Here is a 20,702-nt window from a genome sequence, read left to right as displayed (position 1 = left end):
GGGGAGTCGGGCACGCGCCCAGCCTAGTGGGGCGCCGCCGGGCGGGGGCGTGCCTCAGTGGAGCCGGTCGACCAGCGCGCGGAGCGCGCGCCGGTCCACGAGATCCGGGTCCGTGCCGGTGCCCAGGAAGAGCGCGACCTCGCGCGCGAACGCGATCCCGGGTGCGGGCGGGGCGGTGAGCAGGTCGGCCTGCGCCTCCGGCGCGTCGGCGCCGCGCGTGTGGCGGATCACGGGTGCGTGCCGCGCGTCGCGGTCCGTCATCACGTGCACGAATCCGCCGACGGTGACTTGGGGCAGGGCCTGCTGCCACGCCATCATCGCGGGGCCGAGCAGCGGCGGGGCCACGGGACGGCTCCGGGAGCGCAGGTCCGCCCCGTCCCAGGTGTAGGTCCCTTCCGGGACCATGACGGAGCCGATCAGCGCCAGGCGATGGCCGCACAGCACCGCGTGGTCCACGTCGAGGTGCCGTCCCCAGCGCCCGCCCAGCCGCAGCCCGGTCAGGACCCGGGCGGCCGGCAGCGCGTCCGCCACGTGGCGCAGCAGCACGTCGAGGGTGCGGGCCTGCCGCAGCACCCGGTGCTCGTCCGGCAGGATGCCGCGCGGCCGCGGCGCCCCGTGCACGCGTTGGCTCGATCGCGGCAGGTCCAGCACGGTCGGGTCCGTCTCCGCCTCGCCGGGCGGGGGCTCGTAGCGCACGGGGCGGGCGGCACGTCCGCCGGGTCCGGACCGTCCCGACGGTCTCGCCCGCCCTGATCCGGCCGTCGCGCGGGGGCCGCGGGGACCGACGTCCGGGTCGGGCAGCGAGAGGTCGTACCGGCGCCGGGCCTCGGCGTCGCCGAGCAGGTCCCACGCCCGCGTCACGGCCCGGAAGGCGGCGGGGTCGCCACCGACGTCGGGGTGGGCGGCCCGGGCCGCGCGGCGGTAGGCCCGCCGGACCTCCTCGGCGGTCGCGTCGCGGGGCACGCCGAGGACCTCGTAGGCGGTGCGGTGCTCCTCGGCCGCGCTCACGGCGTGGGGTCCGGGCCGGGGGAGGCATGCCGCTCGTGGTGCAGGCGCAGGAACAGCATGCCGTCGTCGTGGAGCACCTGGACCAGCTGCAGCCGGGCGGGGAGGCCGGGGCCGTCCTCACCGGTCAGGACGCGGCTGGCGGCGGGTCCGGCCAGCAGCGGCGCCACGGTGAGGTGCACCTCGTCCACGAGGCCGGCCGCTGCGAGGCTGCCGAACAGGCGCGGTCCGCCCTCGCAGTGGACGACGCGGGCGCCGCGCGCGTGCAGGGTCGCCACCATGGTCTCGGAGTCCACGTGCTCCTCGCCGACCGCCAGCACGTCCGCGTGCGCGGCCAGCGCCGCCGCCCGCTCCGGCTCGGCCGCGAGGGCGGCCCGGGACGTGAGGATCCAGGGGCGCACCGGGGCGGCCGTGAAGAACGCGGACGCCGGGTCCAGGTCCAGGCTGCCGCTGACCACGGCCACGGGCGGGTCCGCGGGCCCGCCGGCCTCCGCGCGTCGACGCCGGTCCTCCTCGGACAGCAGCGCTCCCTCGTAGCCCTCGGCCCGGATGGTCCCGGCCCCCACGAGCACGACGTCGGCGTCGTGCCGGGACAGCGAGAGCAGCCGCTGGTCCGCGGGGGAGCCGAGCCCGCCCGCACGGCCGTCCAGGGTGGCCGCACCGTCGGCGGAGGCGATGAACACGACGCGGACCCAGGGTCCGGGGCCGGTGTCCTCGGCCGCCGGGGCCGCGAGGGCGGCGCGGAGGGCGTCGTCGTCCAGGCCGGGGCCGGTCTCGGTCAGCCGTCTCATGCCCGCCCCCCGCGGTGGGCGCGGTGTTCGGCCAGGGTGCTGCGGTCCGGCGGCGGGTTCTCCGCGCCCATGTTGTGGACCAGGCGCGCCGGCTGACGCCACCCGAACACGCACTCGAGCATGCGGGCCGCCGAGACGGAGGCGTCGGCGTCGTGCATGCGCAGGATCCGGGCGCCGCCGTACACGCAGGCCGCGGCCGCGGCCAGCGAGCCGGGCAGGCGCTCGTGCCGGTGCCGGTCCAGGCTCTCGCCGATGAAGTCCTTGTTCGAGACCGCGGCCAGCACGGGCAGCCCCAGGGCGGCGATCTCGTCCAGCCGCCGCGTGATCTCGAGGGTATGCCGGGTGTTCTTGTTCAGATCGTGGCCGGGGTCCACGATGATCCTCTCCTCGGGGACGCCGAGCGCCACGGCCCGGTCGACGGTGCGCCGCAGGTGGTCGCGGACCTCCGTGACGACGTCGCCGTAGGTCGGCCGGGGGACCACGGCCCGGGGTCCGTGCACGTGGGCGAGGGAGTGGGTGACCACGAGGTGCGCGCCCGCGGCGGCCACCACCCGGCCCAGGTCCGCGTGGAACAGCCCCGTGGTGTCGTTGACGACGTCCGCCCCCGCGGCCAGGGCCGCCTCGGCCACGGCCGGCTGGAACGTGTCCGCCGAGAGGATCAGCCGGCGCGACGCCTCGGAGGACCCGGCTCCGTCCCCGCTCCGCAGGGCCGCGATCAGGGGGACCACCCGCGCCGCCTCCTCGGCCGGGTCGAGCTCAGTCCCGGGCGCGAACGGCACGCCGCCGACGTCGACCCACTCGGCTCCGGCGTCCGCCGCGGCGTGGGCCTGGGCGAGGGCGTCTTCCAGGACGGCGCCGGCGCCGTCGTCGTAGAAGGAGTCCGGGGTGCGGTTGACCACGGCCATCGTGACGATCCGGCGGCGGAAGTCGATCTCGTGGTGGGCGAACCGGTGCACCGGGTGGACGAGGGGGACGGAGGGGGTCGGCACCCGGCCATTCAACCATCGGCGCCGCACGGTGACAGTGCGCCCCGGAAGGACTATGTTTCCCTCCCGTGACATTTACCTCGTCGCCGCGGGTCGGCCCGCGTCGGCCCCGCATCCGTCCGACCCAGCTCGTGGTCGGGTCCTTCCTCGTCGCCATCGTGACGGGCACCGGCGCACTGCTGCTGCCCGCCTCGTATCAGGGCCGCGCGCCCACCCCGCTGGAGGCCGCGTTCACGGCGACCAGCGCCACCACGGTGACGGGCCTCGGCGTCGTGGACACCCAGACGTTCTGGACACCCCTGGGTCAGCTCGTGATCCTCACGCTCATCAAGCTCGGTGGCCTGGGCGTCATGACGTTCACGTCGCTGCTGGGGCTGGTGATCCTCCGGCGGCTCGGCCTCACCCAGCGCCTCGACGCCGCGGCCTCCACCCGGGCCGAGGGGATCGGGGACCTGCCCCGGGTGCTGCGGGCCCTGATCCTGTACTCCACGGCCGTCGAGGCCTCGGTGGCGCTGCTGCTGAGCCTGCGCTTCTGGCTGGGCGCGGGAATGTCCCCGGGCCAGGCACTGTGGCAGGGGGTCTTCCACGCGGTCTCCGCATTCAACAACGCCGGGTTCGCGCTGTTCAGCGACAACCTCATGGGCTTCGTCTCGGACCCGTTCATCTGCCTGCCGATCGCGGCGGCGATCATCTTGGGCGGCCTGGGCCTGCCGGTCGTGCTGACCCTGCGGCGAGACCTGCGCCGACCCGAGCGGTGGAACCTCACGGTCCGGCTCGTGCTCGTGGGCACCGCGGTGCTGCTGGTGGGCGGCACGCTCATGTACCTCGTCCTCGAGTGGTCCAACCCGCGGACCCTGGGCGGTCTGGACCCGGCCTCGCGCGTGCTCGCGGCGTTCTTCCAGTCCGTCACGACCCGCACCGCCGGCTTCAACACCCTGGACTACGGGCAGATGCACCCCGTGACGCTCTTCGCCACCGACGTGCTCATGTTCATCGGCGGCGGCCCCGCCGGCACCGCCTCGGGCGTGAAGATCACGACGGCGAGCGTCCTGCTGTTCATCGTGCTCGCGGAGATCCGGGGGGAGGGCGCCGTCCATGCGTTCGGCCGCCGGCTCTCCCGGACCACGCACCGCGAGGCGATCACCGTGATCATGCTCTCCGCGACCGCGATCGCCGTCGCCACGATGGCGCTCATGGGCCTGTCCTCGTTCACGACCGACCAGATCCTGTTCGAGTGCGTGTCCGCGTTCAGCACGGTGGGCCTGTCCACCGGCATCACCGCCCAGCTGCCGCCGGCCGCGCAGGGCATCCTGATGCTCCTCATGTTCGTCGGCCGCATCGGCCCCGCCACCGTCGCCGGCAGCCTGGCCCTGACCGACCGCACCCGCCACTTCGAGTACCCGAAGGAGAGACCCCTCATTGGCTGATCTCACCCGTTCCCTGTTCGCCCCCCGCCGGGGCGACCGCCCCACCGTGGCCGTCCTCGGGCTCGGCCGGTTCGGCTCAGGGGTCGCCCGCGAGCTCATGGAGTCCGACTGCCACGTGCTGGGGGTCGACGCCGATGCCGAGGCCGTCCAGGCGCTCAACGGCCGGCTGACCCACGTCGTCCGCGCGGACAGCACGGACGAGGAGGCGATGCGCCAGCTCTCGGTCCACGAGATGGACCACGTCGTCGTCGCCATCGGCGGCGACCTCGCGGACTCGATCCTCACCGTCTCGCTGATGCGGCGGTTCGGGACGCACCAGCTCTGGGCCAAGGCCAATGACGACCGCCACGGCGAGATCCTGCGTCAGCTCGGCGTGGAGCACGTGGTCCACCCGGAGCGGGACATGGGCCGCCGCGTGGCGCACCTGGTCAGCACGTCCTTCCAGGACTTCGTCGAGGTCGAGCCGGGCCTGGCCATGGTCCGGGCCACGCCGCCGTCGCGCCTGCTGGGCAGGGACCTGCGAGCCACCGGGCTCGCGGGGGAGCGGGGCATGCGCGTGGTCGCGGTCCGCAGCCGCGGCACGTGGCTCTACCCGCCGAGTCACTACGTCCTCGAGCCCGAGGACACGATCCTCCTGGTGGGCCCGACCCGCGACGTCGAGCGGTTCCTCGCCCGGGACTGATCCGGGCACATCCGGGGCGGCTCCTAGACTGGCCGGGTGACCACCCCGGACCGCGTGCACCTGGACCACGCCGCCACCACGACGGTGCGCCCCACCGCGCTCGCGGCCCTGGCCGAGGCGGCCGCGCTGCCGGGCAACCCGGCCTCCCTCCACGCCTCCGGCCGCCGGGCCAAGCTGCACCTCGAGGAGGCGCGGGAGCGCATCGCCGCGGCGCTCGGGGCGCACCCCTCCGAGGTGATCCTCACGTCCGGGGGCACCGAGGCGGACAACCTCGCCGTCCAGGGGCTGTACCGGGCCCGCCGCGCGGTCGCGCCGGAGCGCACCCGGATCGTGCTGACCGGCATCGAGCACCACGCGGTCCTCGACGTGGTGGACTGGCTCGCTGCGCACGAGGGTGCCGAGCCGGTGCTCGTCCCGGTCGACGACGACGGGCGGGTCGACCTCGCCGCATGGGGGGCCGCGCTGGCGGCCGCGCCCGAGCGGACCGCCCTGGCCACGCTGATGTGGGCCAACAACGAGATCGGCACGGTCCAGCCCGTCGCGGAGGCCGCCCGGCTCGCGGCCGACCACGGGATCCCGTTGCACACCGACGCCGTCCAGGCCCTCGGGGCGGTGCCCGTGGACTTCGCCGCGTCCGGGGCCGCGACCCTGGCCGTCTCGGGGCACAAGGTCGGTGCCCCCGTGGGTGTCGGCGCCCTGTTCGTGCGCCGGGACGTCACCCTGGAGGCCGTGGTGCACGGCGGCGGTCAGGAACGCCGCCTGCGCTCGGGCACGGTGTCGGTGGCGCTGGCCGCCGCGCTGGCGGCCGCCGTGGCGGAGGCCGTCGCGGAGCAGCCCGCCGAGGCCGCCCGCCTGGGCGGGCTGCGGGACGAGGTGATCGCCGCCGTCGACGCCCTGGACGGGGTGCGCCTGACCGGGCCGCGGGACCTCGACCCGGCGACGGGGGAGCCGCTGCCGCCGGGGACGCGCCGACTGCCCGGCAACGTCCACATCACCGTGCCGGGCCGGACGGCGGACGCGCTGCTGTTCTCCTTCGACATGGCCGGACTGGACACCTCGTCCGGGTCGGCGTGCACCGCCGGGGTGGCCGAGCCGTCGCACGTGGTCGCGGCCCTGCCGGGGCGGACGGAGGCCGACGCACGGGCCACCCAGCGGTTCGCCCTCGGCCGGACGACGACGCCGGCCGAGGCGGCCGCGCTCATCGACGCGCTGCGGACGCTGCTGGGGCCGGGCGTCTAGACTGGACCGCCCGTCCGTCGTCGAGAGAGGAGTCCGCCCGTGAAGGTCCTGGCTGCCATGTCCGGGGGAGTCGACTCCGCCGTCGCCGCGGCGCGTGCCGTGGACGCCGGGCACGACGTCGTCGGCGTCCACCTGGCCCTGTCCCGCATGCCCGGCACCCTGCGCACCGGCTCGCGTGGCTGCTGCACCATCGAGGACGCCTCGGACGCGTGGCGCGCGTGCGAGCGGCTCGGCATCCCCTTCTACACGTGGGACTTCTCCGAGCGGTTCGCGGAGGACGTCGTGGACGACTTCGTGGCCGAGTACGAGGCCGGCCGCACGCCCAACCCGTGCATGCGCTGCAACGAGCGCATCAAGTTCGCGGCGCTGCTCGAGCGCGCCCTCGAGCTGGGCTTCGACGCCGTCTGCACCGGCCACTACGCCGCCGTGCGGCCCGGTCCGGACGGCTCGCTGGAGCTGCACCGCGCCGCGGACGACGCGAAGGACCAGTCCTACGTGCTCGGCGTGCTCACCGCGGATCAGCTCGCCCACTGCCTCTTCCCGCTCGCGGACACGCCGTCCAAGGAGCTCGTGCGCGCCGAGGCGGCCGAGCGCGGCCTGTCCGTGGCGGCGAAGCCGGACTCCCACGACATCTGCTTCATCCCGGACGGCGACACCCGCGGCTGGCTCGCCGAGCGCATCGACCTCGCCCCCGGCCCCATCGTCGACCCGGAGGGGCAGGAGCTCGGCACCCACGCGGGCGCCCAGGCGTTCACGGTCGGCCAGCGCAAGGGCCTGGCCATCGGCCGTCCCGCGCCCGACGGCAAGCCCCGGTTCGTGCTCGAGGTGCGGCCGAAGGAGAACACCGTGGTCGTCGGCGGGCGCGAGCTGCTCGACGTCGACCGCATCACCGGCATCCGCCCGTCCTGGGCCGGCGCCCCGGTGCCCGAAGCCCGCACGGGCGCCTGGTTCGACTGCGCGCTGCAGTTCCGGGCCCACGGCGAGATCGTCGAGGCCCGCGCCCGCCAGCGCGCGGACGCGGCGGGGCACCCGGGGTGGGAGATCGAGCCGGCGCGCCCCCTGCGCGGGGTGGCCCCCGGTCAGACGGCCGTCCTGTACCGGGGCACCCGCGTGCTCGGCCAGGCCACCATCGACACCGCCCGCAATGCCCGGCTGTCCGCCCCCGCGGATGCGTAGGCTTCGGCCATGAGCCCGGACTACGACCCCCACGCCAGCTCGCTGCCCGGCACCGCGGACCCGGCGGTCCTCGACGAGCTCTTCGCGATCCGCGGCAGCATCGACAACATCGACGCCTCGCTCGTCTACCTGCTGGCCGAGCGGTTCAAGTTCACGCAGCGGGTCGGCGCGCTGAAGGCCCGGCACGACCTGCCGCCCTCGGACCCCGGACGTGAGGCCGCCCAGATCGCGCGGCTGCACCGACTCGCGCTCGAGGCGGACCTCGAGCCCGCGTTCGCCGAGAAGTTCCTGAACTTCATCATCGCCGAGGTCATCCGCCACCACCGCGCGCTGGCGGCCGAGGGCCGGCCGGACGCCGAGGCGGAGCCGGGGGAGAGCCCCGGGGACGCGGATGACTGAGGCCGCCCACGACGACGGCGCCACCGGCCCCGTCGCCCTCGGCGGCACGCCGTGGCGCGGCACCGACGTCGCCGAGGCGCAGCTCGTCACGCTCGGCGAACTCGGCGCGGACCACTGGCCGGTGCTCCCCGAGCTGCCCGATCGCGGACCCGGCGCCGACGCCACCGGCCGCTCGGCCGCCCTCCTGCAGGAGCTGGCCGTCGACCTGCAGCCGCACGGCTGGCGGGTCAGCCCGCCCGGGGCCGCCGGCTCCGGCCGTGACCGACGCCGCGCCGTCTCCCTCTGGCACGAGGACGCGCACCGCTGGGCGGACACCGCGGGGGCCGAGGGCGCCGTCGTCGAACGTCTGGCCGTGCGGGTGCGCGGCCCGCTCAGCCTGCTCGCCGGCCTCTGGCTGCCCGGGGGAGAGCGCGTCCTCGGCGACCACGGCGCGCGCCGCGACGTCGCCGAGTCCTATCTCGCGGGGCTGCAGGATGCCCTGCCCCGCCTCCGGAGGGCCACCGGCGCGGCCCGCCTCGGCGTCGTCGTCGACGAGCCGTGGGCGGCGGCCGTCCTCGCCGGGACCCTGCCCACCGCGAGCGGGTACCGCACCGTCCGGTCGCTGCGGCGCGAGGAGGCCCGCGGGCTGTGGCGCGCCGCCCTCGACGGGCTCACCGCCCTGCCCGACGTCGCCCGGGTGTGGCTCGCGCCGGGCCGCCGGGCCGCCTCCCCGGGGGCCGAGCTGCCCGGGCCCGCCGCGCTGGCGACGCTGACGGGAGAGTCCCTGCCCAGGCCCGACGCAGCCGCGGACGCGCCCGCTCCGGCCCCAGTTTCCCTCGTGGTGGGGGTGGGCGCCCTCGACGACGGCGCGGACGGCACACCCGGCACCCGCGAGGCGTGGGAGGCGGCGGCGGGCTGGGCCGACATCGGGCGCGGGCTGACGCTGGCCCCCGAGCCGGGCGTGCGTCCGGTCGACGTCGTCCGCACGTGGGAACGGCTGGGGGTGGACCCCGGACGCGTGGGCGACGTCGGCCTCACGGCGGCGGGGTCGCACGACCCCGCCGTGCTCCGCACTCTGCGGCGGGACGCGGAGGAGCTGACCGCACGGCTCGCCGAGCTGCGCGGCTGAGCCGGCGCCCCGACAGACCAGGGCGACCTCCGGCATCGTCCTGCGCAACGACGGCTTCGAGCCGACGTTCGCCGCAGACGGCACCTCCGCACTGCCCGCGTTCCACCGCGAGCGCCCCGATCTGGTGCTGCTGGACCTCATGCTCCCCGGCATCGACGGCATCGAGGTCTGCAAGCTCATCCGAGCCGAGTCGGACGTGCCGATCGTGATGCTCACGGCCAAGTCGGACACGGCGGATGTGGTGCGCGGCCTCGAGTCGGGTGCGGACGACTACGTGCCCAAGCCGTTCAAGCCCGCCGAGCTCGTGGCTCGCGTCCGGGCGCGCCTGCGTGAGGGGGAGGCCAAGCCGGCGGAGGTCCTGCACATCGGGGACCTCGAGATCGACGTGGCGGGCCACCAGGTCACCCGCGCCGGCGTCGGCATCGCCCTCACCCCGCTGGAGTTTGACCTCCTCGTGGCCCTCGCCCGGCGGCCGCGCCACGTCTTCACTCGCGAGATGCTCCTGGAGGAGGTCTGGGGCTACCGGCACCAGGCCGACACCCGGCTCGTGAACGTCCACGTCCAGCGCCTGCGCTCCAAGGTCGAGCCGGATCCCGAGAACCCGTGCGTCGTGCTGACCGTCCGCGGCGTCGGGTACAAGGCCGGCCAGGGCTGAGCGCATGACCGTGTCCGGCCCGGATGTGAGCGCGGCCCCGGCGGCCGAGTCCGGTGCCGAGCCGGTCGAGCCCGCCGCCGCCCGCCCACGGTCGTGGGGCCCCGGCCCCGCGTGGCGTGCGCTGCGCCGCCGGTGGCGTCGGTCCCTGCGGCTGCGCACGGCGGTGCTCGCGGCCCTGCTCTCGATCCTCGCGGGCCTCGTGGTCGCCGCGTTCCTCACGCAGCAGATCACCCAGGCCCTCTTCGAGGCCCGCTACGAGCAGGTCCAGTCCGAGGCACGCCGTGGCCTGAGCCAGGTGCGCGAGACGTTCGCGCAGACCACCGCCACGGACGCGCAGAGCACGGACGTGCTGGTGACCCAGACCCTGCGCGCCCTCGAAGGCGACTCCGGCACGACGATCCGCCGCCGCTACCACCTCGCCCCGCTGCCGGACTCCGAGTCCGCGTACGTGGGGACGATCTCCTCCGCCGGGCTCGATCCCGCGGTGATCCCCCAGGAGCTGCAGGACGCGGTCGCCTCCGGGCCGGGCGTGTACGACGCGAGCGTGGCGCTGCCGAACCCCGGCGGCGGCACCCGGCCCGGCCTCGTGTTCGGCGCCCAGGTGGTGCTGCCCCCGGGTGCCACCTACGGGCTCTACCTCGTCTACGACCTCGCGGACGTCCAGAGCTCGCTCGACTCGGTGCTCGGGGTGCTGCTGGTGTTCGGCGTCGGCTTCCTGGTGATCAACGTGCTGGTCTCGTGGTGGGTCTCGCGGCATGTGACCCTGCCCGTGCAGCAGGCGGCCCGGGCGGCCGAGTCCCTCTCGAGCGGCAACCTGGCGGTGCGGATGCCGGTCGACGGTGAGGACGAGATGGCCCGCCTGGGCATGTCCTTCAACCGGATGGCGGACAGCATCCAGGACCAGATCGGCCAACTCGCCCAGCTGTCCCAAATGCAGCAGCGGTTCGTCTCGGACGTCTCCCATGAGCTGCGCACGCCGCTGACGACCGTGCGGATGGCGGCCGACGTGCTGTACGGCTCACGCGAGGACTTCGACCCGGTCAGCCGACGCTCGACCGAGCTGCTCTACCACCAGGTCGACCGCTTCCAGGCCATGCTCGCGGACCTGCTGGAGATCACCCGGTTCGACGCCGGCGCCGCCACCCCGGCCCTCGAGGCCACGGACATGCTCGAGCTGGCCCGCGACGTCATGCTCACCTCTCAGCCGCTGGCCGATCAGATCGGCGTGCCCGTGTACATGGTGCCCATGGACCGGGACCGCGCCGACGGCCACGTCGCCCACGTCGACCCGCGGCGGATCGAACGGATCCTGCGCAACCTGGTGAACAACGCGATCGAGCACGCCGAGGGCCGGCCGGTGGACGTGCTCGTGGCGGCCGACGAGGAGGCCGTCACGTTCGCGGTCGTGGACCACGGCATCGGCATGAGCCCCGAGCAGGTGCAGCGCGTGTTCGACCGGTTCTGGCGCGCCGACCCCTCACGCAAGCGCACCACCGGCGGGTCCGGACTGGGTCTGGCGATCGCCACCGAGGACACCCGGCTGCACGGCGGTCGGCTCGAGGCGTGGGGCGAGCTGGGGGAGGGGTCCACCTTCATGGTGACCCTGCCGCGGGCGCCGCGCCCGGCCGTGCAGGGCGCCGAGGCCCCTGAGCCGATCGGCCGCTCCGTGCTGCCCATTCCGCCCCGCTACAGCACGGCGGACCGCCGGTACGCCGATGACCTGTCCCGGCCCGTCCCGCAGGAGGCGGACGCCGACGCCGTCGGCACGGTCGCGGACGTCGCCACGGCGGCCCCGCCGTCCGCGCGCCAGGCCGAGCAGGCCCTGACCGCACCGACCAGGCCGGTGCGCGTGGTCCCTGCGGAGGATCCCGCCCACGGGTCGGCCCCCGGGGACCCGACCGGCGATGACCCGGCCGAGGAGGCCCGATGACCACCGTGGATCCGCAGTCGCCCCGCCCGCCGCGGCTCGCCGTCGTCGGCGTGATCGTCGCCCTGATGCTCGCCCTCAGCGGCTGCACTCAGATCCCCCAGAGCTCCGAGGTGCGCAGCGCGGACCCGGTCGACGGGGCCACCGCAGACGCCGACGCGCCGCAGTTCCATCCGCCGGGACCGGCCGAGTCGGACACGGCGGAGGAGGCCATCCGGGGCTTCCTGCTCGCGGGCACGAGCCCGCAGGACGACTACGCAGTGGCGCGCGAATTCCTCGACGGGCCCGCGGCCACCCAGTGGACGCCCGGGCAGCGCACCCTCGTGTACTCGGCGGAGCCGCGCATCACCCGGGGCGACGGCGCCGGGGACTACCAGATCCAGGTCGAGGTCGACTCGGAGATCGACGAGTACGGCCTGCGGACCATCGCGCCGCCGGGGACCACGCGGGCCTGGGCGGTCACGGTGCAGGAACGGCCGCAGGGCATGCGGATCACGTCCACGGAGAACGGCACGCTGCTCTCCCAGGCGCAGTTCGGACAGCTGTTCGCCCCGCACGAGCTCGCCTTCTACGACACCGCGAAGCGCTACGTCGTGCCGGACGTGCGGTGGTTCGTCAATCGGGGCACCACCGTGACCGCGGTGACGCGAGCGCTCCTGCGCGGGCCGGCACCGTATCTGGCCGGGGCGGTGGACACGGCCTTCCCGCTGCGCACCGGCACCGACCTGGCCGCGCCCACGGTGCCCGTCGACGACGACGGCGTGGCCCACGTCGACCTCACCCAGGCGGCCGCCGAGGGGGCCGACGCCGACCGGCGGCACCGCATGCGGGAGCAGCTGGAGCTGACCCTGACGGGCCTCCAATCGGTCAAGGAGGTCGAGGTGACCGTCGCCGGCGCCCAGCTGTCCACGTCGGGAGACGACGGCCCCGCCCCGGTTCAGACCGACCCCGCCGTCGGCTCAGTCCAGGTGGGCATCGACACGGCGACGGGCGGACTCGTGTACGTGCAGGGGACCAGCGTCACGCCGGTGGGCGGCGCCCCGGACGTCACCGCGCTCGATCCGGTCCGCCCGACCATGTCCGGCGACCGCAGCCGCTTCGTGTTCGTCACCCGTGACCGGACGGCGGTCCACGTCGCCGGCACGGACGGCACCCTGCGGGAGGTGCTGCGCGGCACCGGGCTCACCGTCCCGTCACTGGACCTCCTGGGCTGGGTGTGGGCGGCCGACAGGGAGACGACCTCGCGGATCCGCGCCGTCCCGGCCCAGCCCGGCGGGCAGGAGCGCATCGTGACGGCCACCTGGCTGCGGCCCGGCGAGCGGATCGTCGACCTGCGGTTGTCGCGGAGCGGGGCCCAGGCCGCGATGCTCGTCGACGACGGCCAGCGGACCACCCTGCGCGTGTCCGGCGTCGTGCGCGGCTCGGACGGGGTGCCGAACGCCCTGACCGAGCCGATCCTGCTGCCCTCCTCCGGCTCCGAGGACTCGGTGGAGTGGGCCGGAGACACGAACCTGCTCGTCTCGGCGTACGCCGAGAAGCCCGACGAGCGCGTGGTGCCGCGGATCGTCTCGATCGACGGCACCGTCCGGGAGCTCAACCCGCTGGGCGGTCTGCGGGGGATCTCCGCCGGTGACGACGGCGCCTACTACGCGGAGACGGAGGAGCTCGTGTTCCTGCTGGTGGGCTCCTCGTGGCGGGCGCAGGAGCTCGACCGCGGGGTGCGCGACCTCTCGTTCCCGGACTGAGCCGAGCTCGCGCCCGCCGCCCCGTCGTCCACTCCTGCACAGTCGCCCCGGCCCGCACAGCGGCTCGCCCCGGCGCCCGGACGGCGGCGGCGTGCGGTGGACTCGTTGCATGCGTTCCCCGCCGTCCTCCCCGTCCCCGCCGTCGGTGTTCGGCACCCTCGGTCGGGCCCTGGCCGACCTGGTCCTGCCCGCCGAGTGCGCGGTGTGCGCCGCGCCGGGTCACCGGCTCTGCCCGGCCTGCGCGGAGGGACTGACCGCCGTCCTGTCCCGGCCCTTCCGGGCGGAGCAGGACGCCCCGGCCTTACCCTTGGGCCCCGGCGGCGCTCCCCTGCCGGTGATGGCGGCCGGGCGCTACGCAGACCCGCTGGCGGCCGCCGTGCTCGCGTTCAAGGACCATCACGCGCTGCACCTGCGCGGCGTGCTGGGCGAGGCCCTGTGCCGGGCCGTCGCCGCGGCGCGCCTCGAGCCGGACCTGCCCGGGGCGCCGCACGCCCTGCTCGTCCCGGTCCCGGGCGGCGCGGCCGGATTCCGACGGCGTGGCTACGACCCGCTCGCCGAGCTCACCCGGGCGCTGCCGGCGCCGTGGCTGGTCTCCGACGCCGTCCGTGCGCGCCTGCTGCCCCGCGCGAGCACGCTCCGGGGCGGCGGCCCGTCCCACGCGGGCGCCGGGGCGGGCCAGCGCCGCCGGCGGGCCCGGGACTGGCGCGTCGTCGCCGGGCGGCTGCCGGCCGGCGCGCCCGTCCTGCTCGTGGACGACGTCCTCACCACCGGCGCCACCCTCGCCGCGCTAGCGGAGGCGGTGCGCCGCGCCGGCGGGCACCCCGTCGGGGCCGTCGTGCTCGCGGCCGTGGCCCCGCCGCGGGACCCCGCCGAGCCTGGCCCCCGGCCAGGCCCCCGGGTAGGGTGAACGGCACGGAATCGCCCCTACGGTTCCCGTCCTGCCGACGGTTGGAAGGAGGTCGCACCCTCGGACCCGCCGCCGCCCTGCGGACGCGACACCGAGGCGCACCTCCCCTCCCGAGGCCGGACCCGTGAGAGTCGGACCAGGAGGACGCCATGACCATGGATGTCAGCTACATCGCCCGCAACCTCAGGCTCCCGGAGAGCTTCCGCGACCACGTCGTCGAGCGCACCGAGCGCCTCCAGCCGCTCGCCGAGGGCGCCGACACGCTCGAGGTCCGCGTGACGAAGTCCTCCCACCACAAGCACTCGGACGAGACGGTCCGCGTGGAACTGACGGTCCGTGGCCCGCGGGACGTCGTGCGGGCCGAGGCCGACGCGGACGACAAGCTGGTCGCCTTCGACCAGGCCGCCACCCGACTGGCCGAGCGCCTGCGGCGCATGCGCGACCGCCGCAAGGACCGCCGTCACGGCAAGCTCGGCGCCTCCCGCGGCGCGGGCGAGGTCGGATTCGTGCCGCCGCTGCCGCCGTCGGGTGCCGCGCTGGCCGCGGAGGAGGCCGCCGAGCAGGACGCCCCCGAGGTGGGCACCCCGGTGCGCATCCGTCAGAAGGCGTTCCCCGCGACCCCCATGAGCGTGGACGAGGCCGTGGACGCGATGGAGCTGGTGGGCCATGACTTCTTCCTCTTCCAGAACGCCGAGACCGGCGTGCCCTCCGTGGTCTACCGCCGCCGGGGCTGGAGCTACGGCGTGATCCGCCTGGACGAGTCCCTCCCGCAGGATCACGTCTCCGCCTCCGAGGGGGAGCGGGCCTACCAGGCGCGCGAGGACTGACCGCCCCGCCGACGTCGACCACGACCTGCTGACGCCGCGGCGCCCGTCCCCTCCGGGACGGGCGCCGCGGCCCGTCCGGACTCGGCCCGTACACTGTCCCGGAGACCGCGCCACGGCCGAGCGCGAGGGGCATCCCGTCCCGCCCCGGCCACACCGCAAGGGAGCAGAGAACCAGTGCCTTCGATCATCGACCGCGTCCTGAAGATCTCGGACAACCGCGTCCTCAAGCGCATGCAGGCCACGGTGGACGCCGTGAACCTCCTCGAGGACGACTTCCGGGCACTCAGCGATGCGGAGCTGCGTGCCGAGACGGATGCGCTCCGGGCCCGGCATGCGGACGGCGAGTCGTTGGACCTGCTCCTGCCGGAGGCGTTCGCCGCGGTCCGGGAGGCCGCGGGACGCACGCTCGGCCAGCGGCACTACGACGTCCAGCTGCTCGGCGGCATCGCGCTGCACCAGGGCAACATCGCGGAGATGAAGACCGGCGAGGGCAAGACCCTCGTGGCCACCGCCCCGGCCTACCTCAACGCGCTGTCCGGCAGGGGCGTGCACGTGGTGACGGTCAACGACTTCCTCGCCTCCTACCAGGCCGACCTCATGGGCCGCGTGTTCCGCTTCCTCGGCATGCAGACGGGCGTCATCGTGGCGGGCCAGACCCCGGCCGTACGCCGCGAGCAGTACGCCGCGGACATCACCTACGGCACGAACAATGAGTTCGGCTTCGACTTCCTCCGGGACAACATGGCCTGGTCCCTCGACGAGCTCGTGCAGCGTGAGCACCACTACGCGATCGTCGACGAGGTGGACTCGATCCTCATCGACGAGGCCCGCACCCCGCTGATCATCTCCGGCCCCGCCCAGGGAGAGGCCAACCGGTGGTACGGCGAGTTCGCCCGGTTGGTGCGCCGCCTCGAGGCGGACACGGACTACGAGGTGGACCACAAGAAGCGCACCGTCGGCATCCTCGGCCCCGGCATCGAGAAGGTCGAGGACCACCTCGGCATCACGAACCTGTACGAGACGCAGAACACCACGCTCATCCAGTTCCTGAACAACGCGGTCAAGGCCAAGGAGCTGTTCAAGCGGGACAAGGACTACGTGGTCCTCGACGGCGAGGTGCAGATCGTCGACGAGCACACGGGCCGCGTGCTCAAGGGACGCCGCTACAACGAGGGGCTCCACCAGGCCATCGAGGCCAAGGAGGGCGTCGAGGTCAAGCCCGAGAACCAGACGCTGGCCACGGTGACCCTGCAGAACTACTTCCGTGGCTACGAGAAGCTCGCCGGCATGACGGGCACCGCCGAGACGGAGGCCGCCGAGTTCACGTCGACCTACGGCCTCGGCGTCGTCGTGATCCCGCCGAACCGGGAGCGACAGCGCGTGGACCGCAACGACGTGGTGTACAAGAACGAGAAGGTCAAGTTCGACGCCGTCGTCGACGACATCGCCGAGCGGCACGCGAAGGGCCAGCCGGTCCTGGTGGGCACCACCTCGGTGGAGAAGTCCGAGTACCTCTCCACGCTGCTGGCCAAGCGCGGCGTCCGCCACGAGGTCCTGAACGCGAAGAACCACGCTCGCGAGGCCGCCATCGTGGCGCAGGCGGGCCGCCCGGGCGCCGTCACCGTGGCCACCAACATGGCCGGCCGCGGCACCGACATCATGCTCGGCGGCAACGCCGAGTTCACGGCGGTGGCCCGCATGCAGGAACTGGGCCTCGACGCCGCCGAGGACCCGGAGGCGTACGAGGCCCGCTGGCCCGAGGTGCTGGCGCAGGCCGAGGCCGCCGTGGAGGACGCGCACCGTGCGGTCATCGAGGCCGGTGGCCTGTACGTGGTGGGCACCGAGCGGCACGACTCGCGCCGCATCGACAACCAGCTGCGCGGTCGTTCCGGCCGTCAGGGCGACCCGGGCGAGTCCCGGTTCTACCTCTCCCTCACGGACGAGCTCATGCGCAACTTCAACCCGGGCGTGGCCCAGCGGATCATGAACAGCCCGTCGATCCCGGACGACATGGCGCTCGAGTTCGGCTTCGTCTCGAAGGCGATCCAGAACGCGCAGGCGCAGGTCGAGGGGCGCAACGCCGAGCAGCGCAAGAACGTGCTCAAGTACGACGACGTGATGAACCGCCAGCGCGAGGCCATCTACACGGACCGCCGTTCCATCCTCGAGGGGGAGGACCTGCAGGACCGGGTGCGCCGCTTCGTGGAGGACGCCGTCGGGAACATCGTGGACGCGGCCACCGAGGAGGGCCACGCCACCGACTGGGACCTCGACCAGCTGTGGCGGGACCTGGCAGAGCTCTACCCCGTGGGCATCTCGCAGGAGGACGTCCTCGACGAGGTCGGCGGCCGGGGCCGGCTCAAGGCCGAGGTCCTCAAGCGCGAACTCGTCTCCGATGCGCTCCTGGCGTACGAGGACCGGGAGGCGCAGGTGGGATCCGAGGCACTGCGCGAGGCGGAGCGTCGCGTGGTGCTCGCCACCATCGGGCGTCGCTGGCAGGAGCATCTCTACGAGATGGACTACCTCAAGGAGGGCATCGGGCTGCGCGCGATGGCCCAGCGCGAGCCCCTCGTGGAGTACCAGCGCGAGGGCTACACGATGTTCCAGAACATGCTCGCCGCCATCCGCGAGGACGCCGTGCGCACGCTGTTCCAGGCGCAGATCAGTGCGGCCCCCGCGCCGACGTCTCTGCCCGGCGTCAAGGACGCCCGCGCCGTGACGATGGCACCGCAGATCTCCGTGGAGGGCATCGACGCCCCGCAGCAGCCGGCGCAGCTGCGTTTCACCGGTCCGTCCGAGGACGGGCAGAGCGCGGTCACCCGCAGTGGCACGGACTCCGGCGCCACGGTCGCGGCGGGCACGAACCGCCGCTCTCGCCGTCAGGCGGAGCGCCGCGGCCGCCGCGGCTGACCGGCATCCCGCCACGACGCAGCACGAGGGCCCGCAGACCTCCAGGTCTCCGGGCCCTCGATCGTCAGTCCGACGGGGCGATCCGGCTCAGCCGATCTCGACCGACGTCACCTTCCACCGGCTGAGCCGCCGCTCGAGTCGGAGCGCGAAGGCCCGGGCCCGGCCCTCCCACAGCACCGTCGCGCTGGCCTCCACCCGGCCGGGCGCGACCTCGCACACGCGGGCACCCACCGGGCGGGGTGCGGACGCGGGCGTCCGGGGCGGGACGGCCGCGGAGGGCCGTCGACCGGGCCCGGTCGGCGCGACGGCGCCCAGCAGCTCCATGCGACGGGTCAACTTGTCCAGGACCTCGGGCGAGAGCCAGGCGGAGAGGTCCCGCAGGGCACGGCGGCCCGTCTCTACCTCGACGCAGGCGACGGCGATCACGGCGGCGAGCGAGCGGACGCGGCGCAGCTCCTCGCGCCCCTGTTCGGTGCGGGCCCGCCGGGCGATCTCCTCACCGCGGGGCAGGACCGCGGGGCTGTGGGCGGGCCCGTGGAGGAGGGTGTCGGCGGTGCGCCGGGCGGACGCGGTGCGGGCCGCGGCGGTGCCCCCAAGCCCGGTCCTCGGGCCTGACCCCCCGGGGTCGCCACAGACCAGCCCGGTCCGGACGGACCGGGGTGACCAGCACTGCCGTGCGCGCCGCGCACGGCAGCGATGAGTGAAGGAGAACGGCAGCCATGCCGAAGATGAAGACCCACAGCGGTGCCAAGAAGCGCTTCCGCGTGACCGGCTCCGGCAAGATCATGCGCCAGCAGGCGAACCGCCGCCACTACCTGGAGCACAAGTCCTCGCGCCTGACCCGCCGTCTCAAGGGCGACCAGCTCGTCTCCAAGGGCAGCATCAAGCAGATCAAGCGGATGCTCGGCATCTGACACCCCCTCCGGCATCGCCGGAACCCCTTCCTCCTCGGCCGTGACGCGCCAGTGCGCGCCCCGGGGACCACACAGATTGGAGTACGCACGTGGCACGTGTGAAGCGGGCAGTGAACGCCCACAAGAAGCGTCGGACCATGCTGGAGCGCGCCTCCGGCTACCGCGGCCAGCGGTCTCGCCTGTACCGCAAGGCGAAGGAGCAGATGCTCCACTCGTTCACCTACAACTACCAGCACCGCCACAAGCGCAAGGGTGACTTCCGTCGCCTGTGGATCACTCGCATCAACGCGGCCGCCCGCGCCAACGGCATGACCTACAACCGCTTCATGCAGGGCCTCAAGCTGGCCGGCGTCGAGGTGGACCGCCGCATGCTGGCCGAGATCGCCGTCTCCGACGCCGCGACCTTCGCCGTGCTGGTGAGGACCGCCCGCGAGGCGCTGCCCGCGGACGTGAACGCCCCCGCCGTCTCCCGCTGAGCCGGCTCCGGGGCCCTGAGAGCCCCACCACCACGCCCCAGGCGTGAGCACCACCGCCGACGGGGCGGGTCCTCCACCGAGGCCCGCCCCGTCGGCGTCTGCGCACCCGCAGCCGAGCCCCGACCAGGAAGACCCCATGACCCCGCACGCCGAGCCGATGACCCATCCCCGCGCCGAGCGCGTGCGCGCGGTGGCAGCCCTGGCGGGCCGCTCCGCCCGACGCCGGACGGGCACGTTCCTCGTCGAGGGGCCGCAGGCCTGCCGCGAGGCCCTGCGCGCCCACCTGGGGGAGGGGCCGGCGGCCGCCGCGGGGCAGTGGCGCGCGGGGCGGGTGCTGACCCAGGTGTACATGTCCGTCGGACTCGTGGACCGGGACCCCGCGCTGGCCGAGCTCGTGGCGCGCGTCCGGGACCGCCCGACGCCGGGTGGTGAGTGCGTCCTGGTGCGCCAGGCCAGCGACGAGGTGCTCACCGCCATGGCCGACGCCGTGACGGGGCAGGACATCGTCGCCGTGGCGCGGATGCCGGAGCCGCAGGCCGTCGAAGCGGTCCTCGAGGAGGCGCGCCTGGCCGCCGTGCTGTGCCGCGTGCAGGACCCGGGGAACGCCGGCACGGTCATCCGAGCCGCGGACGCGGCCGGGGCGGACGCGGTGGTCCTCACGCCGGGCTCCGTCGACCCGTTCAACCCCAAGGTGGTCCGGTCCACCGCCGGGTCGCTGTTCCACCTGCCCGTGGTCACCGCCGTCCCCGCAGAGGCGGCCGCGGCCGCCGCCCGGGCCGCAGGCCTGCAGGTGTGGGCCGCCGACGGCTACGGCTCGGATCGGCTCGACGCCCTCGCCCCCGGCGTGGTCGCCGCGCCGACCGCGTGGCTGTTCGGCAACGAGGCCCAGGGCCTGGACGGCGGCGAGCTCGCGCTGGCGGACCGCCGGGTGGCGGTGCCGCTGTATGGGGCCGCGGAGTCCCTGAACGTGGGGACCGCCGCCACGGTGTGCCTGTACTCGTCCGCGATGGCGGGGGCACGGCGCGCCGGCTGACGGGGCGCACGAGGCGGCGCCAGCCGTCCGGAGACGCAGATGGGGCGGGGATCCACGTGGATCCCCGCCCCATCTGCGTGTTCCCGGGTGGAACCCGGGCCGCTCAGCTCGCTCAGGCGCGGGTGCCGGTGCGGCGGGTGATGGCCTGCCACACTGCGGCGACGATAACGCCGCCGATGATCGCGAAGATCCAGGTGCCCAGATCGAAGAACTTCTCGTTCACGTCGAAGTCGAACAGCAGGGAGGCGATCCAGCCGCCGAGAAGAGCGCCGACGATGCCGGTGAGGAGGACGCCGAGCCACCCGCCGCCCTGACGTCCGGGGAGGATGGCGCGAGCGATGGCGCCGGCGATGAGACCAAGCACGATCCAGCCAATGATGCCCATGATGATGGTTCCTTTCGGGTTGCGAATCTGACGTACGAGAAGGAACGTAGCAAGGGATTTTCACGGGGGGCCACCTCTGGCGCCCCGACTTTTTCGAGATTCTCCGACGT

General features: G+C 74.6%; 20 protein-coding genes. 15 read left to right on the top strand and 5 right to left on the bottom strand.

All coding sequences use genetic code 11. The annotated features are described in order from the left end of the window. Positions 1 to 54: 54 nt before the first annotated feature. From J1M40_RS05055 to folP, 3 genes are read right to left on the bottom strand one after another with little or no spacing between them, the layout of a single operon-like run. Positions 55 to 1,008: a DnaJ domain-containing protein gene (locus tag J1M40_RS05055; protein ID WP_206450526.1), complete on the bottom strand. Its 954-nt coding sequence runs from the start codon at positions 1,006 to 1,008 to the stop codon at positions 55 to 57. Then, positions 1,005 to 1,796 carry a pyrimidine reductase family protein gene (locus J1M40_RS05050; protein WP_144818718.1) on the bottom strand — a complete coding sequence of 264 codons (792 nt, stop codon included), beginning with the start codon at positions 1,794 to 1,796 and terminating at the stop codon, positions 1,005 to 1,007. Before J1M40_RS05050 ends, J1M40_RS05055 begins: the two co-directional genes overlap by 4 nt. Further along, positions 1,793 to 2,785 (bottom strand): dihydropteroate synthase, encoded by a 993-nt coding sequence (gene folP / locus J1M40_RS05045; RefSeq protein WP_206450525.1) that lies wholly within the window; start codon positions 2,783 to 2,785, stop codon positions 1,793 to 1,795. The genes J1M40_RS05050 and folP overlap by 4 nt, the downstream gene beginning before the upstream one ends. A gap of 128 nt (positions 2,786 to 2,913) precedes the next feature. Here folP and J1M40_RS05040 point away from each other — a divergent pair, with 128 nt between their 5' ends. The 12 genes from J1M40_RS05040 (at position 2,914) to secA (ending at position 17,784) form a co-directional block, all read left to right on the top strand. Next, complete coding sequence (locus tag J1M40_RS05040) at positions 2,914 to 4,209, top strand: TrkH family potassium uptake protein (RefSeq protein ID WP_036315982.1); 1,296 nt, start codon at positions 2,914 to 2,916, stop codon at positions 4,207 to 4,209. Beyond that, entirely contained in the window at positions 4,202 to 4,891 is a 690-nt protein-coding gene (locus J1M40_RS05035) for a TrkA family potassium uptake protein (protein ID WP_036315984.1), read from the top strand. Before J1M40_RS05040 ends, J1M40_RS05035 begins: the two co-directional genes overlap by 8 nt. Positions 4,892 to 4,927: 36 nt before the next feature. Further along, a complete protein-coding gene (locus J1M40_RS05030; protein ID WP_060973644.1) occupies positions 4,928 to 6,130 on the top strand; it encodes a cysteine desulfurase family protein in 1,203 nt (400 codons plus the stop codon). Between the two features lie 39 nt (positions 6,131 to 6,169). Continuing rightward, positions 6,170 to 7,306, top strand: a complete 1,137-nt coding sequence (gene mnmA / locus J1M40_RS05025; protein WP_036315990.1) for a tRNA 2-thiouridine(34) synthase MnmA — start codon at positions 6,170 to 6,172, stop codon at positions 7,304 to 7,306. 9 nt (positions 7,307 to 7,315) lie between these two features. Next, positions 7,316 to 7,705, top strand: coding sequence for a chorismate mutase (locus J1M40_RS05020; RefSeq protein ID WP_060974202.1), 390 nt, complete (start codon positions 7,316 to 7,318; stop codon positions 7,703 to 7,705). After that, on the top strand, positions 7,698 to 8,813 hold the full coding sequence (locus tag J1M40_RS05015; RefSeq protein WP_060974203.1) for a hypothetical protein: 1,116 nt from the start codon (positions 7,698 to 7,700) through the stop codon (positions 8,811 to 8,813). The genes J1M40_RS05020 and J1M40_RS05015 overlap by 8 nt, the downstream gene beginning before the upstream one ends. 34 nt (positions 8,814 to 8,847) lie before the next feature. Beyond that, positions 8,848 to 9,468, top strand: a complete 621-nt coding sequence (gene mtrA / locus J1M40_RS05010; RefSeq protein ID WP_206450553.1) for an MtrAB system response regulator MtrA — start codon at positions 8,848 to 8,850, stop codon at positions 9,466 to 9,468. A gap of 4 nt (positions 9,469 to 9,472) precedes the next feature. After that, complete coding sequence (gene mtrB / locus J1M40_RS05005; RefSeq protein ID WP_060974205.1) at positions 9,473 to 11,398, top strand: MtrAB system histidine kinase MtrB; 1,926 nt, start codon at positions 9,473 to 9,475, stop codon at positions 11,396 to 11,398. After that, a complete protein-coding gene (locus tag J1M40_RS05000; protein WP_060974206.1) occupies positions 11,395 to 13,140 on the top strand; it encodes an LpqB family beta-propeller domain-containing protein in 1,746 nt (581 codons plus the stop codon). Before mtrB ends, J1M40_RS05000 begins: the two co-directional genes overlap by 4 nt. 109 nt (positions 13,141 to 13,249) lie before the next feature. Beyond that, positions 13,250 to 14,047 carry a ComF family protein gene (locus tag J1M40_RS04995; protein WP_073117108.1) on the top strand — a complete coding sequence of 266 codons (798 nt, stop codon included), beginning with the start codon at positions 13,250 to 13,252 and terminating at the stop codon, positions 14,045 to 14,047. Between the two features lie 149 nt (positions 14,048 to 14,196). Then, positions 14,197 to 14,874 (top strand): ribosome-associated translation inhibitor RaiA, encoded by a 678-nt coding sequence (gene raiA / locus J1M40_RS04990; RefSeq protein WP_060973936.1) that lies wholly within the window; start codon positions 14,197 to 14,199, stop codon positions 14,872 to 14,874. Between the two features lie 174 nt (positions 14,875 to 15,048). Continuing rightward, positions 15,049 to 17,784: a preprotein translocase subunit SecA gene (gene secA, locus J1M40_RS04985; protein ID WP_069942064.1), complete on the top strand. Its 2,736-nt coding sequence runs from the start codon at positions 15,049 to 15,051 to the stop codon at positions 17,782 to 17,784. A gap of 87 nt (positions 17,785 to 17,871) precedes the next feature. Here secA and J1M40_RS04980 read toward each other — a convergent pair whose 3' ends face one another. After that, positions 17,872 to 18,237 carry an Rv3235 family protein gene (locus tag J1M40_RS04980; protein ID WP_241247926.1) on the bottom strand — a complete coding sequence of 122 codons (366 nt, stop codon included), beginning with the start codon at positions 18,235 to 18,237 and terminating at the stop codon, positions 17,872 to 17,874. 266 nt (positions 18,238 to 18,503) lie between these two features. On the opposite strand from J1M40_RS04980, the gene rpmI reads away from it, so the two are divergent. The 3 genes from rpmI to J1M40_RS04965 all read left to right on the top strand — a co-directional run bounded on the left by rpmI (position 18,504) and on the right by J1M40_RS04965 (position 20,207). Further along, positions 18,504 to 18,698 (top strand): 50S ribosomal protein L35, encoded by a 195-nt coding sequence (gene rpmI / locus J1M40_RS04975; RefSeq protein ID WP_002853699.1) that lies wholly within the window; start codon positions 18,504 to 18,506, stop codon positions 18,696 to 18,698. Positions 18,699 to 18,787: 89 nt separating this feature from the next. Further along, a complete protein-coding gene (gene rplT / locus J1M40_RS04970) occupies positions 18,788 to 19,174 on the top strand; it encodes a 50S ribosomal protein L20 (RefSeq protein ID WP_206450524.1) in 387 nt (128 codons plus the stop codon). A 136-nt stretch (positions 19,175 to 19,310) separates the two neighbouring features. Continuing rightward, positions 19,311 to 20,207: an RNA methyltransferase gene (locus tag J1M40_RS04965; protein ID WP_095346932.1), complete on the top strand. Its 897-nt coding sequence runs from the start codon at positions 19,311 to 19,313 to the stop codon at positions 20,205 to 20,207. A gap of 112 nt (positions 20,208 to 20,319) precedes the next feature. Here J1M40_RS04965 and J1M40_RS04960 read toward each other — a convergent pair whose 3' ends face one another. After that, positions 20,320 to 20,592 carry a GlsB/YeaQ/YmgE family stress response membrane protein gene (locus J1M40_RS04960; protein WP_206450523.1) on the bottom strand — a complete coding sequence of 91 codons (273 nt, stop codon included), beginning with the start codon at positions 20,590 to 20,592 and terminating at the stop codon, positions 20,320 to 20,322. Positions 20,593 to 20,702 lie beyond the last annotated feature (110 nt).

It is taken from the genome of Micrococcus sp. KRD026 (genome assembly GCF_017168445.1).
GTDB lineage: Bacteria > Actinomycetota > Actinomycetes > Actinomycetales > Micrococcaceae > Micrococcus > Micrococcus luteus.
The sequence above is the reverse complement of the archived record's forward strand: the minus strand, read 5'-3'. Positions and strand labels throughout refer to the sequence as shown.